The organism is Nocardia iowensis, assembly GCF_019222765.1.
In the GTDB taxonomy this organism is placed as follows: Bacteria; Actinomycetota; Actinomycetes; order Mycobacteriales; family Mycobacteriaceae; genus Nocardia; species Nocardia iowensis.
Window position 1 is genome coordinate 5175554 of record NZ_CP078145.1, and the last position, 17499, is coordinate 5193052.

15 protein-coding genes are annotated in these 17499 nt (G+C 66.5%); 8 read left to right on the forward strand and 7 right to left on the reverse strand.

Features of this window, described 5'->3' with window-relative positions; genetic code table 11:
• Positions 1–3: 3 nt before the first annotated feature.
• Genes KV110_RS23745 through KV110_RS23760 form a run of 4 tightly spaced genes read right to left on the reverse strand, consistent with a single transcriptional unit; the run spans position 4 to position 5423 of the window.
• Positions 4–1164 carry an acyl carrier protein gene (locus KV110_RS23745; RefSeq protein ID WP_218469491.1) on the reverse strand — a complete coding sequence of 387 codons (1161 nt, stop codon included), beginning with the start codon at positions 1162–1164 and terminating at the stop codon, positions 4–6.
• Complete coding sequence (locus KV110_RS23750) at positions 1161–2459, reverse strand: pyridoxal phosphate-dependent aminotransferase (RefSeq protein WP_246633932.1); 1299 nt, start codon at positions 2457–2459, stop codon at positions 1161–1163. The genes KV110_RS23745 and KV110_RS23750 overlap by 4 nt, the downstream gene beginning before the upstream one ends.
• The gene (locus tag KV110_RS23755) at positions 2452–3765 is read right to left on the reverse strand and encodes a KamA family radical SAM protein (protein WP_218469493.1); all 1314 of its coding nucleotides are present in this window, start codon (positions 3763–3765) and stop codon (positions 2452–2454) included. Before KV110_RS23755 ends, KV110_RS23750 begins: the two co-directional genes overlap by 8 nt.
• Positions 3762–5423 (reverse strand): carbamoyltransferase C-terminal domain-containing protein, encoded by a 1662-nt coding sequence (locus tag KV110_RS23760; protein ID WP_218469494.1) that lies wholly within the window; start codon positions 5421–5423, stop codon positions 3762–3764. Before KV110_RS23760 ends, KV110_RS23755 begins: the two co-directional genes overlap by 4 nt.
• A 338-nt stretch (positions 5424–5761) precedes the next feature.
• Between KV110_RS23760 and KV110_RS23765 the strand changes: the two genes are divergently transcribed.
• The 8 genes from KV110_RS23765 to KV110_RS23800 are packed head-to-tail and all read left to right on the forward strand — an operon-like array spanning position 5762 to position 13871.
• Positions 5762–7390 carry an AMP-binding protein gene (locus tag KV110_RS23765; RefSeq protein ID WP_218469495.1) on the forward strand — a complete coding sequence of 543 codons (1629 nt, stop codon included), beginning with the start codon at positions 5762–5764 and terminating at the stop codon, positions 7388–7390.
• A complete protein-coding gene (locus KV110_RS23770) occupies positions 7387–8265 on the forward strand; it encodes an alpha/beta fold hydrolase (RefSeq protein WP_218469496.1) in 879 nt (292 codons plus the stop codon). Before KV110_RS23765 ends, KV110_RS23770 begins: the two co-directional genes overlap by 4 nt.
• Positions 8266–8296: 31 nt before the next feature.
• The gene (locus KV110_RS23775; RefSeq protein ID WP_218469497.1) at positions 8297–9142 is read left to right on the forward strand and encodes a PaaI family thioesterase; all 846 of its coding nucleotides are present in this window, start codon (positions 8297–8299) and stop codon (positions 9140–9142) included.
• A complete protein-coding gene (locus KV110_RS23780; RefSeq protein WP_218469498.1) occupies positions 9139–9402 on the forward strand; it encodes an acyl carrier protein in 264 nt (87 codons plus the stop codon). Before KV110_RS23775 ends, KV110_RS23780 begins: the two co-directional genes overlap by 4 nt.
• Positions 9399–10424 carry a ribonucleotide-diphosphate reductase subunit beta gene (locus KV110_RS23785; RefSeq protein WP_218469499.1) on the forward strand — a complete coding sequence of 342 codons (1026 nt, stop codon included), beginning with the start codon at positions 9399–9401 and terminating at the stop codon, positions 10422–10424. Before KV110_RS23780 ends, KV110_RS23785 begins: the two co-directional genes overlap by 4 nt.
• Positions 10421–12073 carry an AMP-binding protein gene (locus KV110_RS23790; RefSeq protein ID WP_218469500.1) on the forward strand — a complete coding sequence of 551 codons (1653 nt, stop codon included), beginning with the start codon at positions 10421–10423 and terminating at the stop codon, positions 12071–12073. The genes KV110_RS23785 and KV110_RS23790 overlap by 4 nt, the downstream gene beginning before the upstream one ends.
• Positions 12070–12795, forward strand: coding sequence for a maleylpyruvate isomerase family mycothiol-dependent enzyme (locus tag KV110_RS23795; RefSeq protein WP_218469501.1), 726 nt, complete (start codon positions 12070–12072; stop codon positions 12793–12795). The genes KV110_RS23790 and KV110_RS23795 overlap by 4 nt, the downstream gene beginning before the upstream one ends.
• A 23-nt stretch (positions 12796–12818) precedes the next feature.
• Complete coding sequence (locus KV110_RS23800; protein ID WP_246633933.1) at positions 12819–13871, forward strand: MupA/Atu3671 family FMN-dependent luciferase-like monooxygenase; 1053 nt, start codon at positions 12819–12821, stop codon at positions 13869–13871.
• Positions 13872–13977: 106 nt separating this feature from the next.
• On the opposite strand, the gene KV110_RS23805 is transcribed toward KV110_RS23800, so the two are convergent.
• From KV110_RS23805 to KV110_RS23815, 3 genes are all read right to left on the reverse strand, one after another.
• Complete coding sequence (locus tag KV110_RS23805) at positions 13978–15168, reverse strand: cytochrome P450 (RefSeq protein ID WP_246633934.1); 1191 nt, start codon at positions 15166–15168, stop codon at positions 13978–13980.
• A complete protein-coding gene (locus tag KV110_RS23810; protein ID WP_281427678.1) occupies positions 15165–15908 on the reverse strand; it encodes a cyclodityrosine synthase in 744 nt (247 codons plus the stop codon). Before KV110_RS23810 ends, KV110_RS23805 begins: the two co-directional genes overlap by 4 nt.
• A gap of 314 nt (positions 15909–16222) precedes the next feature.
• On the reverse strand, positions 16223–17401 hold the full coding sequence (locus KV110_RS23815) for a S53 family peptidase (protein WP_218469502.1): 1179 nt from the start codon (positions 17399–17401) through the stop codon (positions 16223–16225).
• Between the last annotated feature and the right edge of the window lie 98 nt (positions 17402–17499).

The window sequence follows — 17499 nt, forward strand, 5'->3', positions numbered from 1 at the left end:
CGCCTAGCGCGGCGTCGCGGCCCGCACACAGTCGTGCAGGTCGTCGACGGTGCGCAGCTTCTCCGGCACCAGGAGCTCGGCGGGGATCTCCACCGCGAACTCGTCTTCGATGCTCTCGATGATTTCGACCAACCGGAACGATCCGAACGTGGGGTAGGTATCGAAGGCGGTACCGTCGATCAGTCCGGACGTGGGCACGCCGAGAACCGCACCGACGAGGTGCGCGATGCGGGAGCGCGTCGCCTCGGGTGGCGGTGCGAATACCGTTGTGTCGTCGGCGAGTACGGCCGCCAATCGGTCCAGCACGCCCGGTGGTTCCGGATGCCCGCGGCTCACCCGCCGGAACGCCAGGTAGGTCTGCTCGACCACGTGGTCCCAGCTGCGCAGGTGCTCGGCGGCCAGCTCGGGCGGTCCGGATGCCCGTTGCCGGAATCGGGCGTGCAGCTTCCGGGAGCGCGCCAGTAGCCAGGTTTCGGCAGTGAGCCGCTCCAGGGCTCGGACGCGATCGGGGCAGTCCCGATAGGCGGCGAGATAGTCGTCGACCGGCGTGGCCGAGTCCTCGTGCCGTGTCGGCACGGGGTCGGCCGGAGCGAGCTCGAAGATGTCCGCACTGGAAATCCGGCGCAGTTCTTCGTCACCCAGCTCCCAAAGGCCGGGAGCGGCAGCACCCCAGCGTGTTTCGTTTTGATAGGCGTCCACGGCATACCAGCGGTCGGCCTCACTGGTCAGCAGAAAGCTGTGCGGCATATGCGCATTTCGGTGATAGGGCAGCCACGGCAGTTCGAAGGCGTCGGCAACGATGTACCGAACCCCCTGCACCATCCCGGAATCCGCGATGTCGGCACCGGTACCCCGCTGCCGCCGGACTACCGTCAGTCCGATCGCCCGAGCGGACCGCAACTGCTCGTCCAGCGGCGGATCCACGGTGGGGAGATTCGCTTCACCCGGCCACGCCCTGAAGACCACCCGCTCCCCCAGCAGCAGGTGAGTACCCGCGCCGTGCGCGGCATCCGCCAGGACGGCGAGGTTGACCTGAATGCAGTCCAGCAGACCAGGGTCGAACATCGGCGCTTCCGATTGCGCACCGGCGCAGGCGATCTCGAGCAGTGCGGCCGACGAACTCCACCGGTCGACCACCGCTGGATCGAGGATTGGGTGCTTCATTGTGTCACTCCGGTTTTCGCTTCGGCGGCGATAGATCGCTGATCGGTGAGCCGGGCCAAGCCGTGCGCAATTTGCGCGAGGTTCGCCTGGATCTGCGGTAGTGCCACCGGATCAGCAGCGGCCAGTGCCGCCGATTGCTGCTGCTCATCGCCGTAGAGCAAGCTCGTGGCGGCTTTGAACCGCAACGCACCAGGGTCGTCCCCGAGCAGATGACCGGCCAGGACCACGATCCCGGATTCGCCCAGCAGTGCCTCGGCCAGCGACGCCGAACCGGTGATGCCCCGGGCGGCCAGCCGCGGGCGCAGTGGCTCCAGGTCCGGATAGACGTAGAAACCGGCTGTCGGCGGTCGGCACCGTGCTCCGGCTTCGACGGCGATCCGGTGCACCGCGCGGGCAACCTGCCCGTGCAGGCGGGCCGCATCGACAATGCGCTCGGTGATCTCCGGTGGCTCGGCATACGCGTAGGCAGCGACCTGCTGCATCGGGGCGGCCAGTCCGGACCACAGCTCACTGGCCGCGGCAAGCACCGGATTCCGCAGTCGATCGCCGAGATCGCCACCCGGGAAGCGCGCCACACCGATGCGCCAGCCACCCAGTCCCAGCGACTTCGACAGGCCGCTGACGACGATGGTGCGCTCCGGAGCCAGCTCGGCCGGACTCAGGAACGGCGTGGCAGCGGGGTCGTGGACGATATCGCGATAGATCTCGTCGGAAACGATCAGCAGATCCTCCGCGCGGGCCAGCACGCACAGCTGCCGGATCACCTCGGGCGGGGCCAGGGTGCCGGTCGGATTGTCCGGCAGGGTCAAGATCAGCAGTCGCGGTGTGCCGCCTTCACGTCGAGCCCGGACCAGGGTGTCCCGCAACGCCTCCGGATTCGGCACCCCACCGTACTCGGCGGGAATCGGTACGCCGAAGGCCCGCTTGCCCGCATAGTTCACCTGCGGGAGGTAGGTGTTCCACGCCGGGCGCGGCAGTACCACGTCACCCGGAATCGCTAGCTGGATCGCCATGAGCAGGGCTTTGCTCCCGGGCGCCACCACGATCTGGTCCGGATCGGTCGGCAGGCGGCGGCGGGCGAAATAGCCCGCCACTGCGGCACGCACCTGTGGCGATCCGGCCACCGGACCGTAGGAGGTGCGGGCGGCCCCGATCGCGAGCTGTTCGGCCAGCTGGGGCAGCAACGGCAAGCGCGCCTCGCCGAAGGCCAGGTGCACCAGCGATTCCCCCGCCGCCCGGCGTTGCTCCACGAGCTGGTTCAACGCCAGATTCGGTGACAGGCCAGCACTATTCACCGCGGATCGCCTCCGCCAGATCGCGCGGGGTATCCGCGGCCAGTTCCAGTTCATCGAGCCAGCCGGCGTCGTCGGAGAAGCGCGCCCGGAACGGACGGCCGACCAGTGCGGGACTGCGCGCCTGCAGCATCCGGAGCCGGAAATGGCGGCCGTCGGCCGTCGTCTCCACACCGTCGACCACGACCTTGCCCGGCGTCGCCGACATCACCGGACCGCGGACGGTCCGGGCGAGGCCGGGTAGCGAGCGGTACGCCTCGGCGAAGATCGCCACGGCCCGCGCCAGCGGCACCTTGAAATAGTTGTGCGGGCCCGTATCCCGTTCCACGAACAGGTAATACGGCACCGCTCCCTGTGCCAGTTCCGCGCGCCACAACTGCGCCCAGGTCGCGGCATCGTCGTTGACGTGCGCGATCAGCGGCGCCTGGCAATAGATCACCGCACCGGTGCCGCGGATGCGCCGCAGCGCCGTTCGGGTCCGGTCGGAATCCAGTTCGCGCGGATGGCTGAAATGCGCCATCACCGCCAGCTGCCGACCGCCGTCGACCACCTGCTCGAACAAACGCAGGACATCGTCGGCGTCCGGATCGGTGACGAAGCGCTGCGGCCAGTAGGCCGGCGACTTGGTACCGATCCGGATCGTGCGCACGGTCGGCACCCGCAGCAGCGGCTCGAGGTGCGCCCGCAGCCGTGCGGTGGACATGATCATCGGATCGCCGCCGGTCACCAGGACGTCACTGACTTCGGGATGCTCGCCCAGATAGTCGACCAGCTGCGCCGAATCGGCTGCGGCGAAACGCAATTCGGGGTCGCCGACGAACTGCGCCCAGCGAAAGCAGTAGGTGCAGTAGGCGTGGCAGGTCTGGCCCTGGCCGGGAAAATACAGCACCGTCTCCCGGTACTTGTGCTGGATACCCGGCATCGGCCGCCCACCCCGGCTGGGCACATTGAGGTCCATCTGCCCGGACGGATGCGGGTTGAGCCGGCCCCTGATGTCGCGCACGGCTGCTTTGAGCCGCAACGCATTCGCCGGATCTGCCGCGAGCTCGGCCAGTTCCCGGTCATCGGCGGCCGTGAGCATCCCGTGCTGCGGGAAGGTCAGCTGAAATATCGGGTCATCGGGGATTCGGTCCCAATCGATCAGATCGGTGAGCACGTATTCGTTCACCCGGAAGGGCAGGACCAGCGAGATGCGGCGGATCGTCTCCCGCATCTCGTCGGAGAGGCCGAATCGCGAAGCGATCGAGTCGATCTGGCGTGGTCCGTAGGCCCGGAACCTTTCGGTGGGCAGCTCGAGCTGGATGGTCACCGCGACTGCCTCGCCGAACTCTTCTGGTAGAGCCGGTCGCCAAGGACCAGGAAGTCCAGGTCCATCGAGCGGAAGGCGGCCAGCGCGTCGGCCGCGGTATTCACGATGGGCTCCCCCCGGTCGTTGAACGACGTGTTGAGCAGCACCGGGGCCGCGCCGTGCCGCGGCATGGCATCGAGGACGGCGCCGACCGCGGGCGCTTCGTCTTCGTGCAACAGCTGCGGGCGGGTGGTGCCGTCGGCATGGACAACCGCGGGCGCGGTGCGGGCACCGAAGTCGGTGACCTCGGCGGCGCCGAGCATGTACCGGCTCAACAGATCCTGCTGTTCCCACAGTCGTGCGGCGAATTCCGGTCGCGCCACACCGGCGAAGGGGCGCCACTGCTCGCGATTCTTGATCACATTCACCCGCGTCCGCACCGTGGCCGAGTTCGGTACGGCAATGATGGACCGGCGGCACAGAGCTCGCGGTCCCACTTCGGACCGGCCCTGCGCGACCGCGCCTATCTTTCCCGCCAACAGCAGTTCGGTCAGCCGATCGATATCGAGGTCGGACCCGATCAGCCCCGCGGTGTCGGGCACCGGGTAGCCCGGACCGTCAATATCGCTGCCCAGGTATGGATTCAGCGGCTCGGCGTGACGGCGAGGCGGACACACTGTCCACGCGGCGCCCAGTGCCACCCCCGCATCGTGCGGAACCGGCGGCACATACACCGGGCCGGGCAGGGTGCCATTTGTCGAACAGTTCAGTGCCACACCACCAGCCAGGCACAATTCGTCGACACCGGACACCTTGCGGGTCAGCGACGTCAGGTGAGCGACGGTCTCCTCGACGATCCGCTGCGCCAGATAGGCGACTTCGACGGCCTTCGGGTCGGCGGCCAGATCGCCCTCGGGCCGGCTCGGCTTGTCGGCGCCGACGATCGTCGAATACACCGTCCGCCACCGCGCCGTCACGTCGTCGTACTGCTCTTTGATCTGCGCCGCGGTGGCGCGTTCTGGACCGACACCGCGCGGAGCGACGGCCAATCGAAAGTCATCGCCCTCGACGGAGACCAAGGATTCCACCTGGAGTGCACGGGCGCGCCCATAGGCCGCCAGGCCCATGGTCTTGCCCGCGTTCAGGAACGAGAAGCCGAGCCATACCGATGCCGCGTCGTAGGCATAGCCGAGCGAGGCGCTGCGCTGCCAGCTGCGCTCCAGCTTGGGCTCGCGGCCGTCCTCGAAGGTCCACATGGTCGACGATTCGTTCTCCCCGTGTCCGTCGACGACCAGGACCCCCGCTTTCGCGAAGGGCGAAGCGTAGAAGGCGGAAGCCGCATGGGCCCGATGGTGCGGTACGTGCACCACCTCCGGGGTACGGGCACTGAAGTCCAGACCGACGGCGTACGAGAGGAACTCCGAAGCAGAGCCGAACTGTCCGGGGTAGAGCTGCTCGACGTCCCATCCGATGGCGACCACGTCGATATCGGCCGGCTGGATTCCCGCCTGGTCGAGGCAGAATCGCGCGGCACCGAGAGGCTTGCGGTACAGGGAGTGGCGGCGCCGATTGCAACGCTCCTCTTCGGAGAAGGCGACCACATTGCCGTCACCATCGATGAGGCAAGCGGCGCTGTCGTGCCAGCCTGCCGGTGGTGCATTGACACCCAGAACCCACATGAGGACCACATTTCGTAATAAGAGAGTTGGTCTCGAACGCCAGAAGACAACGTCGCCGGGCGATAAATGCCCGGATGAATGCTGGTTCCCCCCTAAGGAACTCGCAGAATTTCGACAAATGGTTATCCGCCAGGGGCTGGCCCCGACGTTACCCGAGCACCGACAGCCTACTCATGCCGTTGTGGTTTCGATCCACTGTAGAAAGCCACAGTTAGTCGACGGAATAGCTGTAACCCATTGTGGGAAAGCCTGATTCACAACGTCAGAGCCCGGCCCCTAGGTTGGGCATCGACGTTCGAATCAACCGCCCTCCCCTGCCGAGGGCGCGGGGGAAAAGCATGACAGATCATCAATTGGATTTCAATTCGCCTGCCACCCAACAGTTTTTCCTGCACGATGCCCTACTTGCCTGGGCGTCGCGGACACCGGACGCACCGGCCGTTATCGAGTCACCGGCTGCCGGTTTGCTGGAGACAACGACATTCGCTGAGCTCGAAGCACTTTCGAATTTCTACGCACGGCAGCTCGAAGCCCTCGGGCTGGAGATCGGCGCACGCGTCGTGCTGGAAGCCGACGCGACCGCACACTCCATCGCCATGTTTCTCGGCTGTTCCAAGGCTGGACTCACCTTCGTCCCGGTGAGTCCGGCGATACCGTCGGTGCGGCTGCGGATGGTCCTGTCCAGTACCCGCCCTGCCCTCCATGTCCGGGCCGAGGAGATCGCGGCCGTGCCACGCATCGACATCGACTACCCCGATGGAACCGGCATCGTACGCTTCGGTCCGACAAGCGGATTCAGTGTGGACAGCGCGCCGGAGCCAGGAGTCCGGCACCGCCGTGCGCACTGCACGACCGATGCCGCCTACATCATCTTCACCTCGGGAACGACAGGTAAACCCAAGGGCGTGGTGATGAGCCACCGCGCCGTAACCTCCTTCTACCACGGCATGTTCAGCCACGATCTCGCGCAGCCGACCGACCGCATCGCCAGCACGCCGCCACTGCACTTCGACTTCGCCCTGCTCAATATCGGTCTGGCCCTCGGCAGCGGCGCGGCGATCGTGCCGATTCCCCAGCGGCTCGTGCGGTGGCCGCGCCACTTCCTGCGGGTCCTCGCCGAAACCGAGGCCACCCAGGTCAGCGGGGTGCCGTCGATCTGGCGGCCGGTACTGCGCCATGAACCCGACCGGGTCGCCGCGCTACCGCGGCTCCGCGCGATTCTGTACTGCGGCGAGGAATTTCCCGTTCCGGAGCTGCGTAGGCTCCGCGAACTCCGGGCGGGGCTGCGGATCGTGAACTGCTACGGCAGCACCGAATCGATGGCGTGTTCGTTCTACGAGGTGCCCGATCCCCTGCCGCGGCACGTCGCACACATCCCGATCGGAGCCGCCCCCCCGGGAGCCGAGTTACTGCTCGCCGACGAGAACGGTGCGATCATCGACGGGACCGGGACGCGCGGCGAATTGCTGCTCCGGACCCCCGCCCTGTTCACCGGGTATTGGGCCGATCCCGAGGGCACCCGGGCCGCCCTCGTCGCCGACCCGCTGGCGCCGGAGTCCGGTGCGCAGCTGCTGCGCACCGGTGATCTTGCCTACCGCGGCGAGGACGGCGCGCTGTACCTGTGCGGCCGCACCGACGCGCAGGTGCAGATCAACGGAAACCGCGTCGAACTCGCCGAGGTGGAGCACCGGCTACTGGAATTCCCGGCCGTCACCACCGCTGTCGTGGTGCCCGATGAAACCGGCACGGGCGATGCGGCATTGGCCGCCTTCGTCATTCTCGCCTCCGGCGCGACGGCGGACCCGGTCGGTCTGCGCGATTTCTGTACCGCGACCCTGCCCGAGTACATGGTCCCGAGCCGTATCAGCATCGTCGACAGCCTGCCGATCACCGGCAACGGCAAGGTCGACCGCGGACTGCTCAGCGCAGGCGCCGGCACCGAGCCGACCGGAAGCAGCCGCACGTGAGCGCCGCGCCGTGGACCACGGAGACGCTGCGGGCATCCGATGGCGCCCCGCTGACGGTGTACTCGGCAGGCGATCCGGACCGCCCGACTGTCCTGTTGTGCAATGCGGTCGGGATGCCGGTGGAGTTCCTGCGTCCGCTGTCGAAGCAGTTGCTCGCGACCCATTCGGTGCTCACCTGGGAGTCCCGTCTGCTGCCGAGCCCGGTGGGACCGTTCGGCGCGACACTGGAGCGGCAGGTAGCCGACGCCATGGATGTCCTCGCCCACTTTCGCGTATCACGAGCGATCGTCGCGGGCTGGTGCCTGGGCGCGAACCTGGCGCTGTGGTTGACCGTTCGATGGCCGGGATCCATTCCGGCGCTGGTCCTGATGAACGGGGGGTATTACCTGGATTCGGCCGATTACACCCCGTTCGAAGCGAACATGGTGCGCATGATGCCGCGCATCGCAGGTGATCTCCGGTACGCGGCCGCATTCCACCGCACAATCTTCTCGACCGGCGCGGCATGGGTGGACGCGAACGAGACCCAAGCGGGCGTTGGCACCTCCGCCACCCCGCAAGCGCAGGCTGCCGCCGAGCAAATCAAGCAATTGGCCTCTCTCCCTTATGAATCCGCTGAGGCGCTGCACCAGTTCGCTCGCCTGACGACCGCGCATATGGAATCGCCGCCGGACATGGCCCGGTTGCCGCGGACACCAACGCTCGTCATGACCAGTGCGAACGATTCGACAACGGGTACGCCCTCGTCCCACCGGATCGCCGCGGCACTGCCCGACGCCACCTTGATCTCATCCCAGTCCGGCGACCACTTCTCGCTGTATTGGGAGCACGCGTACCGATCTCAGGTGCAGCGCTTCGTGCAGAAATTCCGCTGACCGACCACCACTCAGAGAGGACACCGCTATCTTGTCGAACTCGATCGCAGGCGATACCACCATCGTCGACCACTACCCCCGCTGCTTCGGATGTGGGTCGAACAACCCCGCCTCCATGCGGATACACGCAGTGCGCGACGGCAATCGCATCACCGCGGATTGGCTGCCCCCGGAAACCGCCGAAGGCGGACCCGGCCTGGTACACGGCGGATACCTCGCCGCGGCCGTCGACGAGATCCAGGCGCTGCTGGCCTCCTCGGTCGCCGGTGTTCCGGCGATGACGGCCACCATGTCGATCCAGTACCGCAAACCGGTGCTCCTCGGCCGCCCCCTCACCCTGGAGGCCGAGGTGACCGAACAGCGCGGGCGCAAGCTCACCTTGACGATGCGTGCTCTGGACAACGAATCCGGTGAAGCGTGCTTCGAGGGATCGGGCCTGTACATTGCGGTCCGGTCCGAGGTGTGGATGAGCCAAATGGACAAGGGCGGCAAGAGCTTCAGTGGAATGGATTTCTCCAACGGCGATCTGTCCACCTTCTTCGGCTGGCACGTGCGCTCATTGCGTGAAAACTACCGCGGTACTGCGGAGAGCGACTCGGTGACGGCCAGGGTCGAGTTCGCGAATCTGCAACCCGCCCAGTGGGTGTTTCGCCTGGACGGTCCCGAACTGGCTATCGATCCCGCGACCGGTGCGGAGGCGCGCGTCGATATCGAAATTCACTCACTGGGCTTCAACACCTGGCTGGCCATGCTCGAGCGGCCCGAGCGGGCCGCCGATCTGCTGGCCGAATCCGGAACCCGAGTCCACGGGGAGCCGGGCGCACTCACGACATTCTTCGCACAACTGTCGAGCACGGAAACAAAGGTGACGGAATGACATCGAGTATCGAAGAGCAGATCGGCAGGATCATCGCCGGGTTGGCACCCAAGTCCGATCTGCCGATCGAGCCGAACAGCAGATTGGTCGAGGATCTTGGATTCAATTCCCTCAGCCTGCTCGAACTGGCCATCGCGCTGGAGGCGGAGTTCAGCCTGCCCGACCTCGACCCGTCGGCCGCCGCCCAGATCGTGACCGTGGCCGATGTCGTCGAACTCACCGTCGGTCGGCTGCCCGCCGCGGAATCGGAACCGGTGTGAGCGCACCGGATGCCGCTGCCGAGGATGGGACCCAGGCGCTGCTGGCAGCGGACCGCGATATCAGCGGGCGGGTCGCACCGCTGGACCTGTACTACCGATGGGAATCCCAGCACTGGCAGATCAGCTCGCTGAACATCGCGCAAGACCGTCCCGATTGGGCAGCCCTGCCCGGTTTCCTCCGGGAAGAGCTGCTGCATACCGTCTTTCGGTTCGCCGCAGGCGAAATGGCGGTGACCCAGACCCTCGCGCCGATCGCGCATGCCGCGCCGACCGAGGACTACCAGATCTATCTGTCCACCCAGATCGCCGACGAGGCCCGGCATGCGCTGTTCTTCCGTACCTACGTCGACGGCCTGCGAGCCGTTGGCATCGCACCGTCGGCCATCGACCGCGAACGCGACGAAACTGTCACTGTCGGAGACCTTTTCGAGCAGTCGCTGCGCACGATCACCGGCCAGGTGCGGACCGATCCCGACGATCTCGCGCGCTGGTACGAAGCAATCGTGGTCTACCACTTGCTGATCGAGGGAACGGTCGCGATGACCGGGCTGCACAGTCTGCTGCGCACCATCCGCGAGCACGGCGGTTTCGCCGCACTGCGCGAGGGACTCACCAACGTCGCGCGTGACGAATCCCGGCACGTCAACTTCGGTGTGCTCGCGTTGCGCGACGGAATTCGGGCGGGCCACCGGGAGCTGATCGTCGACGCGGTCCGGCGGCACGTCCCCGCGGCAGCCTGCACGATGGTCGCCCCGGAGCACCGCGACACCACGCCACGGCTGGTGCAGTCACTGACCGACCGGCCCCGGCGGATCGGCGAGCAGTGGCAGTTCGCGATCGCGTCGCTCGGCAAACGGTTGGCGGCGACCGGTCTGGACCCCGAAACCGTACGGTCACTGGTGAATTCCTTCCGTCAGGGCTGCGTCGACGCAGTGGCCCGCTACCGGGAACTGCATGGTGTCGACCATCCGGTGCGACTGGAGTCGATGGATGCCGGTTCGCTAGCCGAGGCGGCATTGTGATCACCGACTTCTTCACCTGGACCGGTCAGCCGTCCACCACGCGGGGAATCCACCGGGCGGTCGCCGACGGATGGCAGCTGACGACCTACGAGGAGCTACGCGATCGAGCCCGCTCACTCGCCGAACGGTTGCTCGACTCCGGCATCGGGCCCGGCGATGTGGTGTCGATCATCGAGCCGAAGGTCGACGACTTCCTCGCCGCCTTCTTCGCCGTCCTGCTAGCTGGGGCAACGCCCAACCCCATAGCACCGCCATTTCCGTTGCAGGGGGCCGACTCCTACCGCCGCCAGCTCGTGCGGTTGCTCGGGGTGGCACGGCCCGCGACCGTCTACGCACCCGCCGAATACGAGTCCCTACTCGAGCCGGTTCTGGACGACATCCCGCGACTCGACCACCGAATCGGCCCGGTGCGCACCACGGATTTTCCGCAGTGCGGGCCTACCGACATCGGTCTACTCCAATTCACTTCCGGCAGTAGCGGAACCCCGAAAGCGGTCCGGGTACCGCTCGCGAGTCTGCAGGCGAATATCGCCGACATCTTCGAATGGCTGTCGGTAGGTCCGGACGACCACATCGCCACCTGGCTGCCCGCCTATCACGACATGGGGCTGATCGGCTGCCTGCTCGCGCCGACGGTAGCGGGACTGGAGATCGATGCCATGGCGCCGATCGAATTCCTCCAAGAACCACAAAAGTGGTTGTCCTGCTTCGGAACCCGGACGGCGACAATCGGCGCCGCACCGAACTTCGCGCTGTCCTATCTGCTGGCCAAGGTCGACGGAGCGGCATTGGCAGAGATGGACTTCGGCCGCTGGCACGCACTGGTGGTCGGCGCCGAGCGAATCGACCCCGCGGTGCTACGAAGGTTCGCCACCGAATTCGGCCCCTACGGCTTCCGCTCCACCGCGATCTGCCCCGCCTACGGACTCGCCGAGGCAACCCTGGCGGTCAGCGGTGTCGGACCACGGGATCCGGTCGAGGTGATCACCGTCGAACCCGGATCTCAACAGATCACCGGACCGTTCGATCTCATGACCGCGCCGCTCACCGACGGCCGGACCTGGCTGGTCGGCTGCGGTCGGCCGGTCGGCACGGTCAGCGTGCACGTCGGCGAGGAGTCCCCCGGAACCGGCGAATCGATCGGTGAATTGTGCGTCACAGGACCGAATGTCGCGCTCGGATACCGCACTGCGGCAGGCGATACCGATCTCGCCCGGGACGCCGTCGGCAGCCTCGCCACCGGTGATGCCGTTGCGCTGGTGGACAACGCGGTGTATCCGATCGGCCGGATCGGTGACGCGGTGAAGATCCGGGCCACCACCGTCTACGCCGAGGACGTGGAAGCGGCGGTGGTGAACGCCACCGGGGTACCGTCGAATCGCGTTGTCGCACTTGCCGGGACAGCAGACGGCCGCCCGCAGATCGCCATCCTGCTCGAGACCGCCGACCTCGACATGGAGATCGTCGATACGGTCGTACGCGCTCACGTCGGCGGTGACGACGCGCGGATTCGGTTCTTCCACGCGGATTCGGGCCTCATCGAGCGCACCACCAGCGGCAAGCCGCGCCGTCGGCGGATGTGGCAACGGCTGATCGATGGCGAACTCGACCGTCTCGAAATGGGTGCACCAGCGGGCAGCGAAGCATGACCACGCGGATCGAATGGCTCGAACCGATCGCTGCGTCCACCCGACGGTTCGCCGCGACCGTGCAAACGCTGACCGACGCCGACGTGTCCGGCGCCTCGCTGATTCCGCCGTGGACGCGCGGTCATGTCGTCACGCACGTCTGCCGGGCGGGCGACAGCCTGGTTCGACTGTTGGGCTGGGCCCACACCGGCGTCGAGGTGCCGCAGTATCGGAGTATGGAATCCCGCGCCGCCGAGATCGAGGCCGGTGCGGCACGGACGGTGGCGCAACTGCTGGCCGACCTGGCCGAGAGCGCCGAACGCTTCGCCGAGGTGGTACGCGCACTTCCGCCACAAGCGTGGGACCGTAGCGTCCGACCACGCACCGGTGAACTGCGCACCCCGGAAACCCTGGTCCCCATGCGGCTTCGGGAACTGGAGATCCATCACGTGGATCTGGACGCCGGGTACTCGTTCACCGATATACCGCCGCCCGCGGCCCGCTGGATTCTCGACGACATCGCCGACGCCTTGCAACGCCGCGAATCAGACTGCCCGGCAATGCGGTTGCGAGCAACCGACAGCGGATTCAGCCGCCGGATCGGCGCACCGGAGACTCGTCCGATCACCGTCGTCGGATCGCAGGCCGATCTGCTCGGCTGGCTCAGCGGGCGGTGTCCGGTAGAGCGCACGACATTGACGGCCGGTGCCGACCCGGTGCCGAACGCGCCCAGGTGGATCTGACAGCAGCCGCCACAGTCGTGGCGATGAGCGAGAGTGTGTCGATAGCAATGGAATTCAGCCTGTTCTTCTTCTCCAGCGATGCGGAACGCGACGCCGCCGAACGCTATCGATTGCTGCTGGACAGCGCTCGATTCGCCGACGCCAACGGATTTACCGCGATATGGCTGCCGGAACGGCACTTTCACCGGTTCGGCGGCCTGTACCCGAATCCCGCGATTCTCGGTGCGGCACTGGCCGCCTCGACCGCACGGCTGCGGATCAGGGCAGGCAGTGTCGTACTGCCGCTGCACCATCCGGTTCGGGTCGCGGAAGATTGGTCCGTCATCGACAATCTCTCCGGCGGGCGCGTGGACGTCGCGTTCGCCACCGGATGGAATCCCGACGACTTCGTACTGGCCCCGGACAACTACGCCGGACGGGTGGAAACGACCCGCTCCGGCATGCAGATCGTGCAGCGCCTATGGCGTGGCGACCAGGTCCGCCTCGGCAACGGGACCGGCGAAGAGCGCACGATCGGCTTGTTCCCCGCACCGATACAGCCCACCTTGCCTACCTGGCTGACCTGTAGCGGCGGTATCGAACGCTTCCAGATGGCGGGCGCGATGGGCGTGAATATCCTGACCGCCTTGCTGTTCCAAGGGACCGACGAGTTGGGTGAGAAGTTGACGGCCTACCGCAAAGCGCGGGCCGAACACGGGCACGACCCTGATGCGGGCACCGTCACCCTGATGCTGCACACCTTCCTCGGCACCGCCGAACAACACGTGCGCGATACGGTCGAAGGCCCTTTCACCAAGTACCTGGCGGACTCCATCGACCTGTGGCGGCGCGGGTCGGAAGACCTGGCGAACCTGACACCGCGGCATCGCTCGATGGTGCTCGCGTTCGCGTTCGAACGGTACTACCGATCCAACACGCTCTTCGGTACCCCGCGGACCGTCGCACCGATGGTCGACAGGCTCCGCGACGTCGGGGTCGACGAGATCGCCTGCTTGATCGACTTCGGCGTACCCGACCACGAGGTACTCGCGGGCCTCGAACCACTTGCGGCGCTGGCGAACCGCCAGGAGTTCTGAGCGACCGCGGTTACCTGGGCAAGCTCGGCTTGCTCGCTCCGGCGCGGCGGATAACCCCCGCCCCGTTTCAACGACGCATGGGACGGGGGTTATCGAACGGCGGTGACTACCACAAAACCGGCAGGCGCTCCGGGATTCGTTTCATGAAGCGGGTGCGCCAGACGAGTTGGTCGGTGGGCACGGCGAGGTCAAGACCGGGCATGCGGTCCAGTAGCACTTCCAGGCCGATCTGGGCGTGTCTGCGGCCAAGCGCGGTGGCCGGGCAGAAGTGCTGACCACCGCCGAAGGACAGGTGCGCACTGCCGTTAGGGCGATTCAGATCGATCGTCTCGGGCGCGGGGAAGACAGCGGGATCGAAATTGGCGCCTTCCACCAGTACCAGCACCAGTTCGCCCTTACTGACCAGAACGTCACCGAGCTGGATGTCTTCGGTCGCCAACCGCGGCAGCCCATCACCGATGGACAGGTTGATGCGCAGCAACTCCTCTACTCCGGCGGGGACCAGCGCCGGGTTTGCCAGCAGCTGAGCCTTCAGTTCCGGATGCTGAATGAGCGACACCAGTGCCATGGTGAGGAAGCCGCCGGTGGAGATCACGCCGGCGCCGAACAAGGTGACCCCGACGGTAGCCAGCATCTGCTCCGAAACCTGCGAGTAATCCGGATCGTCCCGCAGTGCCGCGAGTTCGGCCATCAGGCCCGAGGTGGCCGGGTCATCGAGACGCTCGACCATGTACGCGATATCCCGATTCCAGTTGAGCTCGGCGGCCGCGATGGGCGCCGCGGAATTCATGAACGCGATGTGCAGACTGCGCATCAGCTTGGCCGCGTCCTGCTGCGGAATGCCGAGGATATGGCAGTGCAGTGCGGCCGCGAACGGGTCGGCGAAATCGTTGCGCAGATCGGCGGGCGCACCCTCGGCGACCAGAGCGTCGACCAACCTCGCGGCCGCGGTCCGCAGGAACTCCTCGAGCCCAGGCGATTTCGGATTCAAGGCCCTCATCACCGCCTTGCGCAAACCCGCACCGGTGATGTTGCCCATGTTGTTGACGACTTCCGGCGGGATAGTGAGGGCATACTGGCGCGGCACCCCCGGGGCCGAGGTGTCCTTCAGCGAGAACCGGCGATCTTCCAACACTTGTTTGCACAGGGCGTAGGAGCTCACCAGCCAGGCCTCGTCACCGGCGATGGTGCGCACCTTGCGTACCGGCGTCGTTTCGCGAAGGACGTTGACCTCCTCGGGAATTCGGTCGCCGCGAGCGGAGAACGGGAAAGCGAGCATGGTGTCGACGGTCGTCATGCGGTGGGTCCTTCGAGCGGAGTAACGATGGCGTGACCCTGGTTGCGGGATGCGCGGAGTCCGGATCCGCGCGCGTACAACAGTTCCGCCATGGGCAGCAGCTGGTGATAGCAGTTCAGCGACGACGGCACCCCGAGGATTGCGGGCGTGTCCAGGAACAGTGGGGCCTCGGCGCGGATGTAATCGAGGCACACCTCATGCTGACGGGGCGTAGGTGCACGTCCATCCAGAACTTTCGAGGACAGGAACCGCGTCACCAGTTCATGACACACCGCGCGGAATTCCGCATCGTCGGCCGATCGCCTGATGAGATCCGCGTGCAGGTCCCGGTACGCCTCGTTGGACCGGAATTCCGACATCGCCGTGCCGAACAACCGCCGCCCCGCCGGGTCCACATCGCCCACGGCCGCAATGATTTTGGCGCGCACCCCACGAATGTTCTTGTCTGCCTTGCGACGAGCGCCGAGCGCGGAATATCCCAGGGCCTCGAACATCTCGGCCACGTACACATCGGTGTAGACGATGTCGACTCGGTCGAAGTGCGCCAGTCCCCACCGGGCGAGATCCCGGATTCGCTGACCGGAGAAGTAGCTGTTTCCTGGTGACACACCGATGACGGCGTGATCACCATCGTGCTGGACCACCTGGCAGTGCCGGGTAAAGGGCCGAACCAGAAAGCCCTGTTGGACAATGGGTTTCAGTGCTTCTAACGCAGATCTGGAGAGCGTTGCCGACGTCACGATTGCGCGCCTTTCGCTGAAGGGTGATCTACCGAATTACCCGCTCATTCCCGCTCTGCCGAGGCAGTGGTGCACGCCGTTGTCCCCGAGCCCCTGCGTCGCTCGCGAGTCCTTTGATCCTCACGGTGCGCACCTGGCCGCGGCAACGGCGAGAGATCCAACGCCCACACCGCATCAGCGGACGAAATTCTCGTGATCGCACAGTTCCGGACTCGACCGCCGTCGCCCCTACTGGCCACCGACGAGGATCGGTCGAGCCACCGTGTACACGATGGCTCGACCGAATCCGGACGTCGTGGCGGACCCGGGATGACTCAGAAGGCGCCGGTTCCGTTGGGGGTGCCCAAGCCGGTCGGCCCGTCCCAGCCCGCACCGGAGGTGCACCACACGGCGGTGGTGCAATTTCCATTGGTGCCGGAGGTGACGTCGTAGAGGTTGGCGGCGTGCGCCCAGGTGTAGGACGCGGGAACGCCCGCGGTGTTTCCCGACAGCGCGTAGACGGCGGCGATGATCGGCGCAGACGCACTCGTACCGCCGAAGACCATCCATCCGGCCGAGCCTTGGCTGGGCGTCGAATCATACACGGCGACACCGGTATTCGGGTCGGCGACGGCGGACACATCCGCGTTCGCCTTGCCGCTGCACCGGGTGGCGGCGGTCTGCCAGGCGGGCTTGGCATTGATCGTGGAGCACCCGCTCCCCGCACTGGACCATGCCGATTCGCTCCAGCCTCTGGCACTCGCGTTCTTGACCAGGCTGGTTCCGCCGACGGCCGTCACCGTGCCGAAGGAAGCCGGGGATTCGACGCCGTAGCCGCTGTCGCCGGTCGACGCCGTTATCGCGATGCCGGGGTGGTTGTAGGCCGGCTTCGCCGCGGAATCGTTGCCGCCGTAGGAGTTGCTGATGGCAACGACTCCGGGCACCGAAGCGGCGTAGTTGACCGCGGTCCCCAGATCGGCGAAGGATGCGGACTTGGCCTCTACCAGCAGGATCTTGCAGTCCGGGCAGGTGGCCGAGACCATGTCCAGGTCGAGGCTGATTTCCTGAGCCCAGCCCGCGTCGACCTGCGGCAGCGCGGTGCTGCTTCCGGTTTGCCCGACCTTGGTGAAGCATCCGCTCGCGGTGGTGCACGGTGCCAACCCGAATTGCGAGCGATAAGTGGCGAGATCGGCCGCGGCCGTCGGGTCGTCGTAGGCATCGACGACTGCCACAGTGCGACCGTTGCCGCTCGCGGACGCGAGGTTGTACGCACCGTGGATGTCACTCGGGCCGAACCCAGCGGGACCAGCCGTGAGCTGCGGTGTGATCCCACCGTCGTCGACCCGGACCAATGCGTGGCAACGAGCGAAGTGGGCGGGAACTTCGGTGCAGACCCGTGCGGCTTTATGCCGGGGAACGCCGGGCGGTGGATCGGCCTGTGCCACTCCCGCTGTCGATCCGGCGATTCCGATTATCGCTATAGCGACGAGGGCCGGTCGAGTCAACCATTTCATGCGAACTCCTAAGACTATCCACGAGCGCGGGAGCAAGACCGCCCCGGATGGGGCTTGGGAACAAGGTTCACGACGGGCCATTTCGTTGGCGTTAACCG

Bases quoted from the DNA above. Each gene is read 5' to 3' on its own strand.
- KV110_RS23795 (WP_218469501.1), top strand. From the start codon at position 12,070: ATGACCACGCGGATCGAATGGCTCGAACCGATCGCTGCGTCCACCCGA.
- KV110_RS23780 (WP_218469498.1), top strand. From the start codon at position 9,139: ATGACATCGAGTATCGAAGAGCAGATCGGCAGGATCATCGCCGGGTTG.
- KV110_RS23765 (WP_218469495.1), top strand. From the start codon at position 5,762: ATGACAGATCATCAATTGGATTTCAATTCGCCTGCCACCCAACAGTTT.
- KV110_RS23800 (WP_246633933.1), top strand. From the start codon at position 12,819: ATGAGCGAGAGTGTGTCGATAGCAATGGAATTCAGCCTGTTCTTCTTC.
- KV110_RS23805 (WP_246633934.1), bottom strand. From the start codon at position 15,168: ATGACGACCGTCGACACCATGCTCGCTTTCCCGTTCTCCGCTCGCGGC.
- KV110_RS23745 (WP_218469491.1), bottom strand. From the start codon at position 1,164: ATGAAGCACCCAATCCTCGATCCAGCGGTGGTCGACCGGTGGAGTTCG.
- KV110_RS23815 (WP_218469502.1), bottom strand. From the start codon at position 17,401: ATGAAATGGTTGACTCGACCGGCCCTCGTCGCTATAGCGATAATCGGA.
- KV110_RS23760 (WP_218469494.1), bottom strand. From the start codon at position 5,423: ATGTGGGTTCTGGGTGTCAATGCACCACCGGCAGGCTGGCACGACAGC.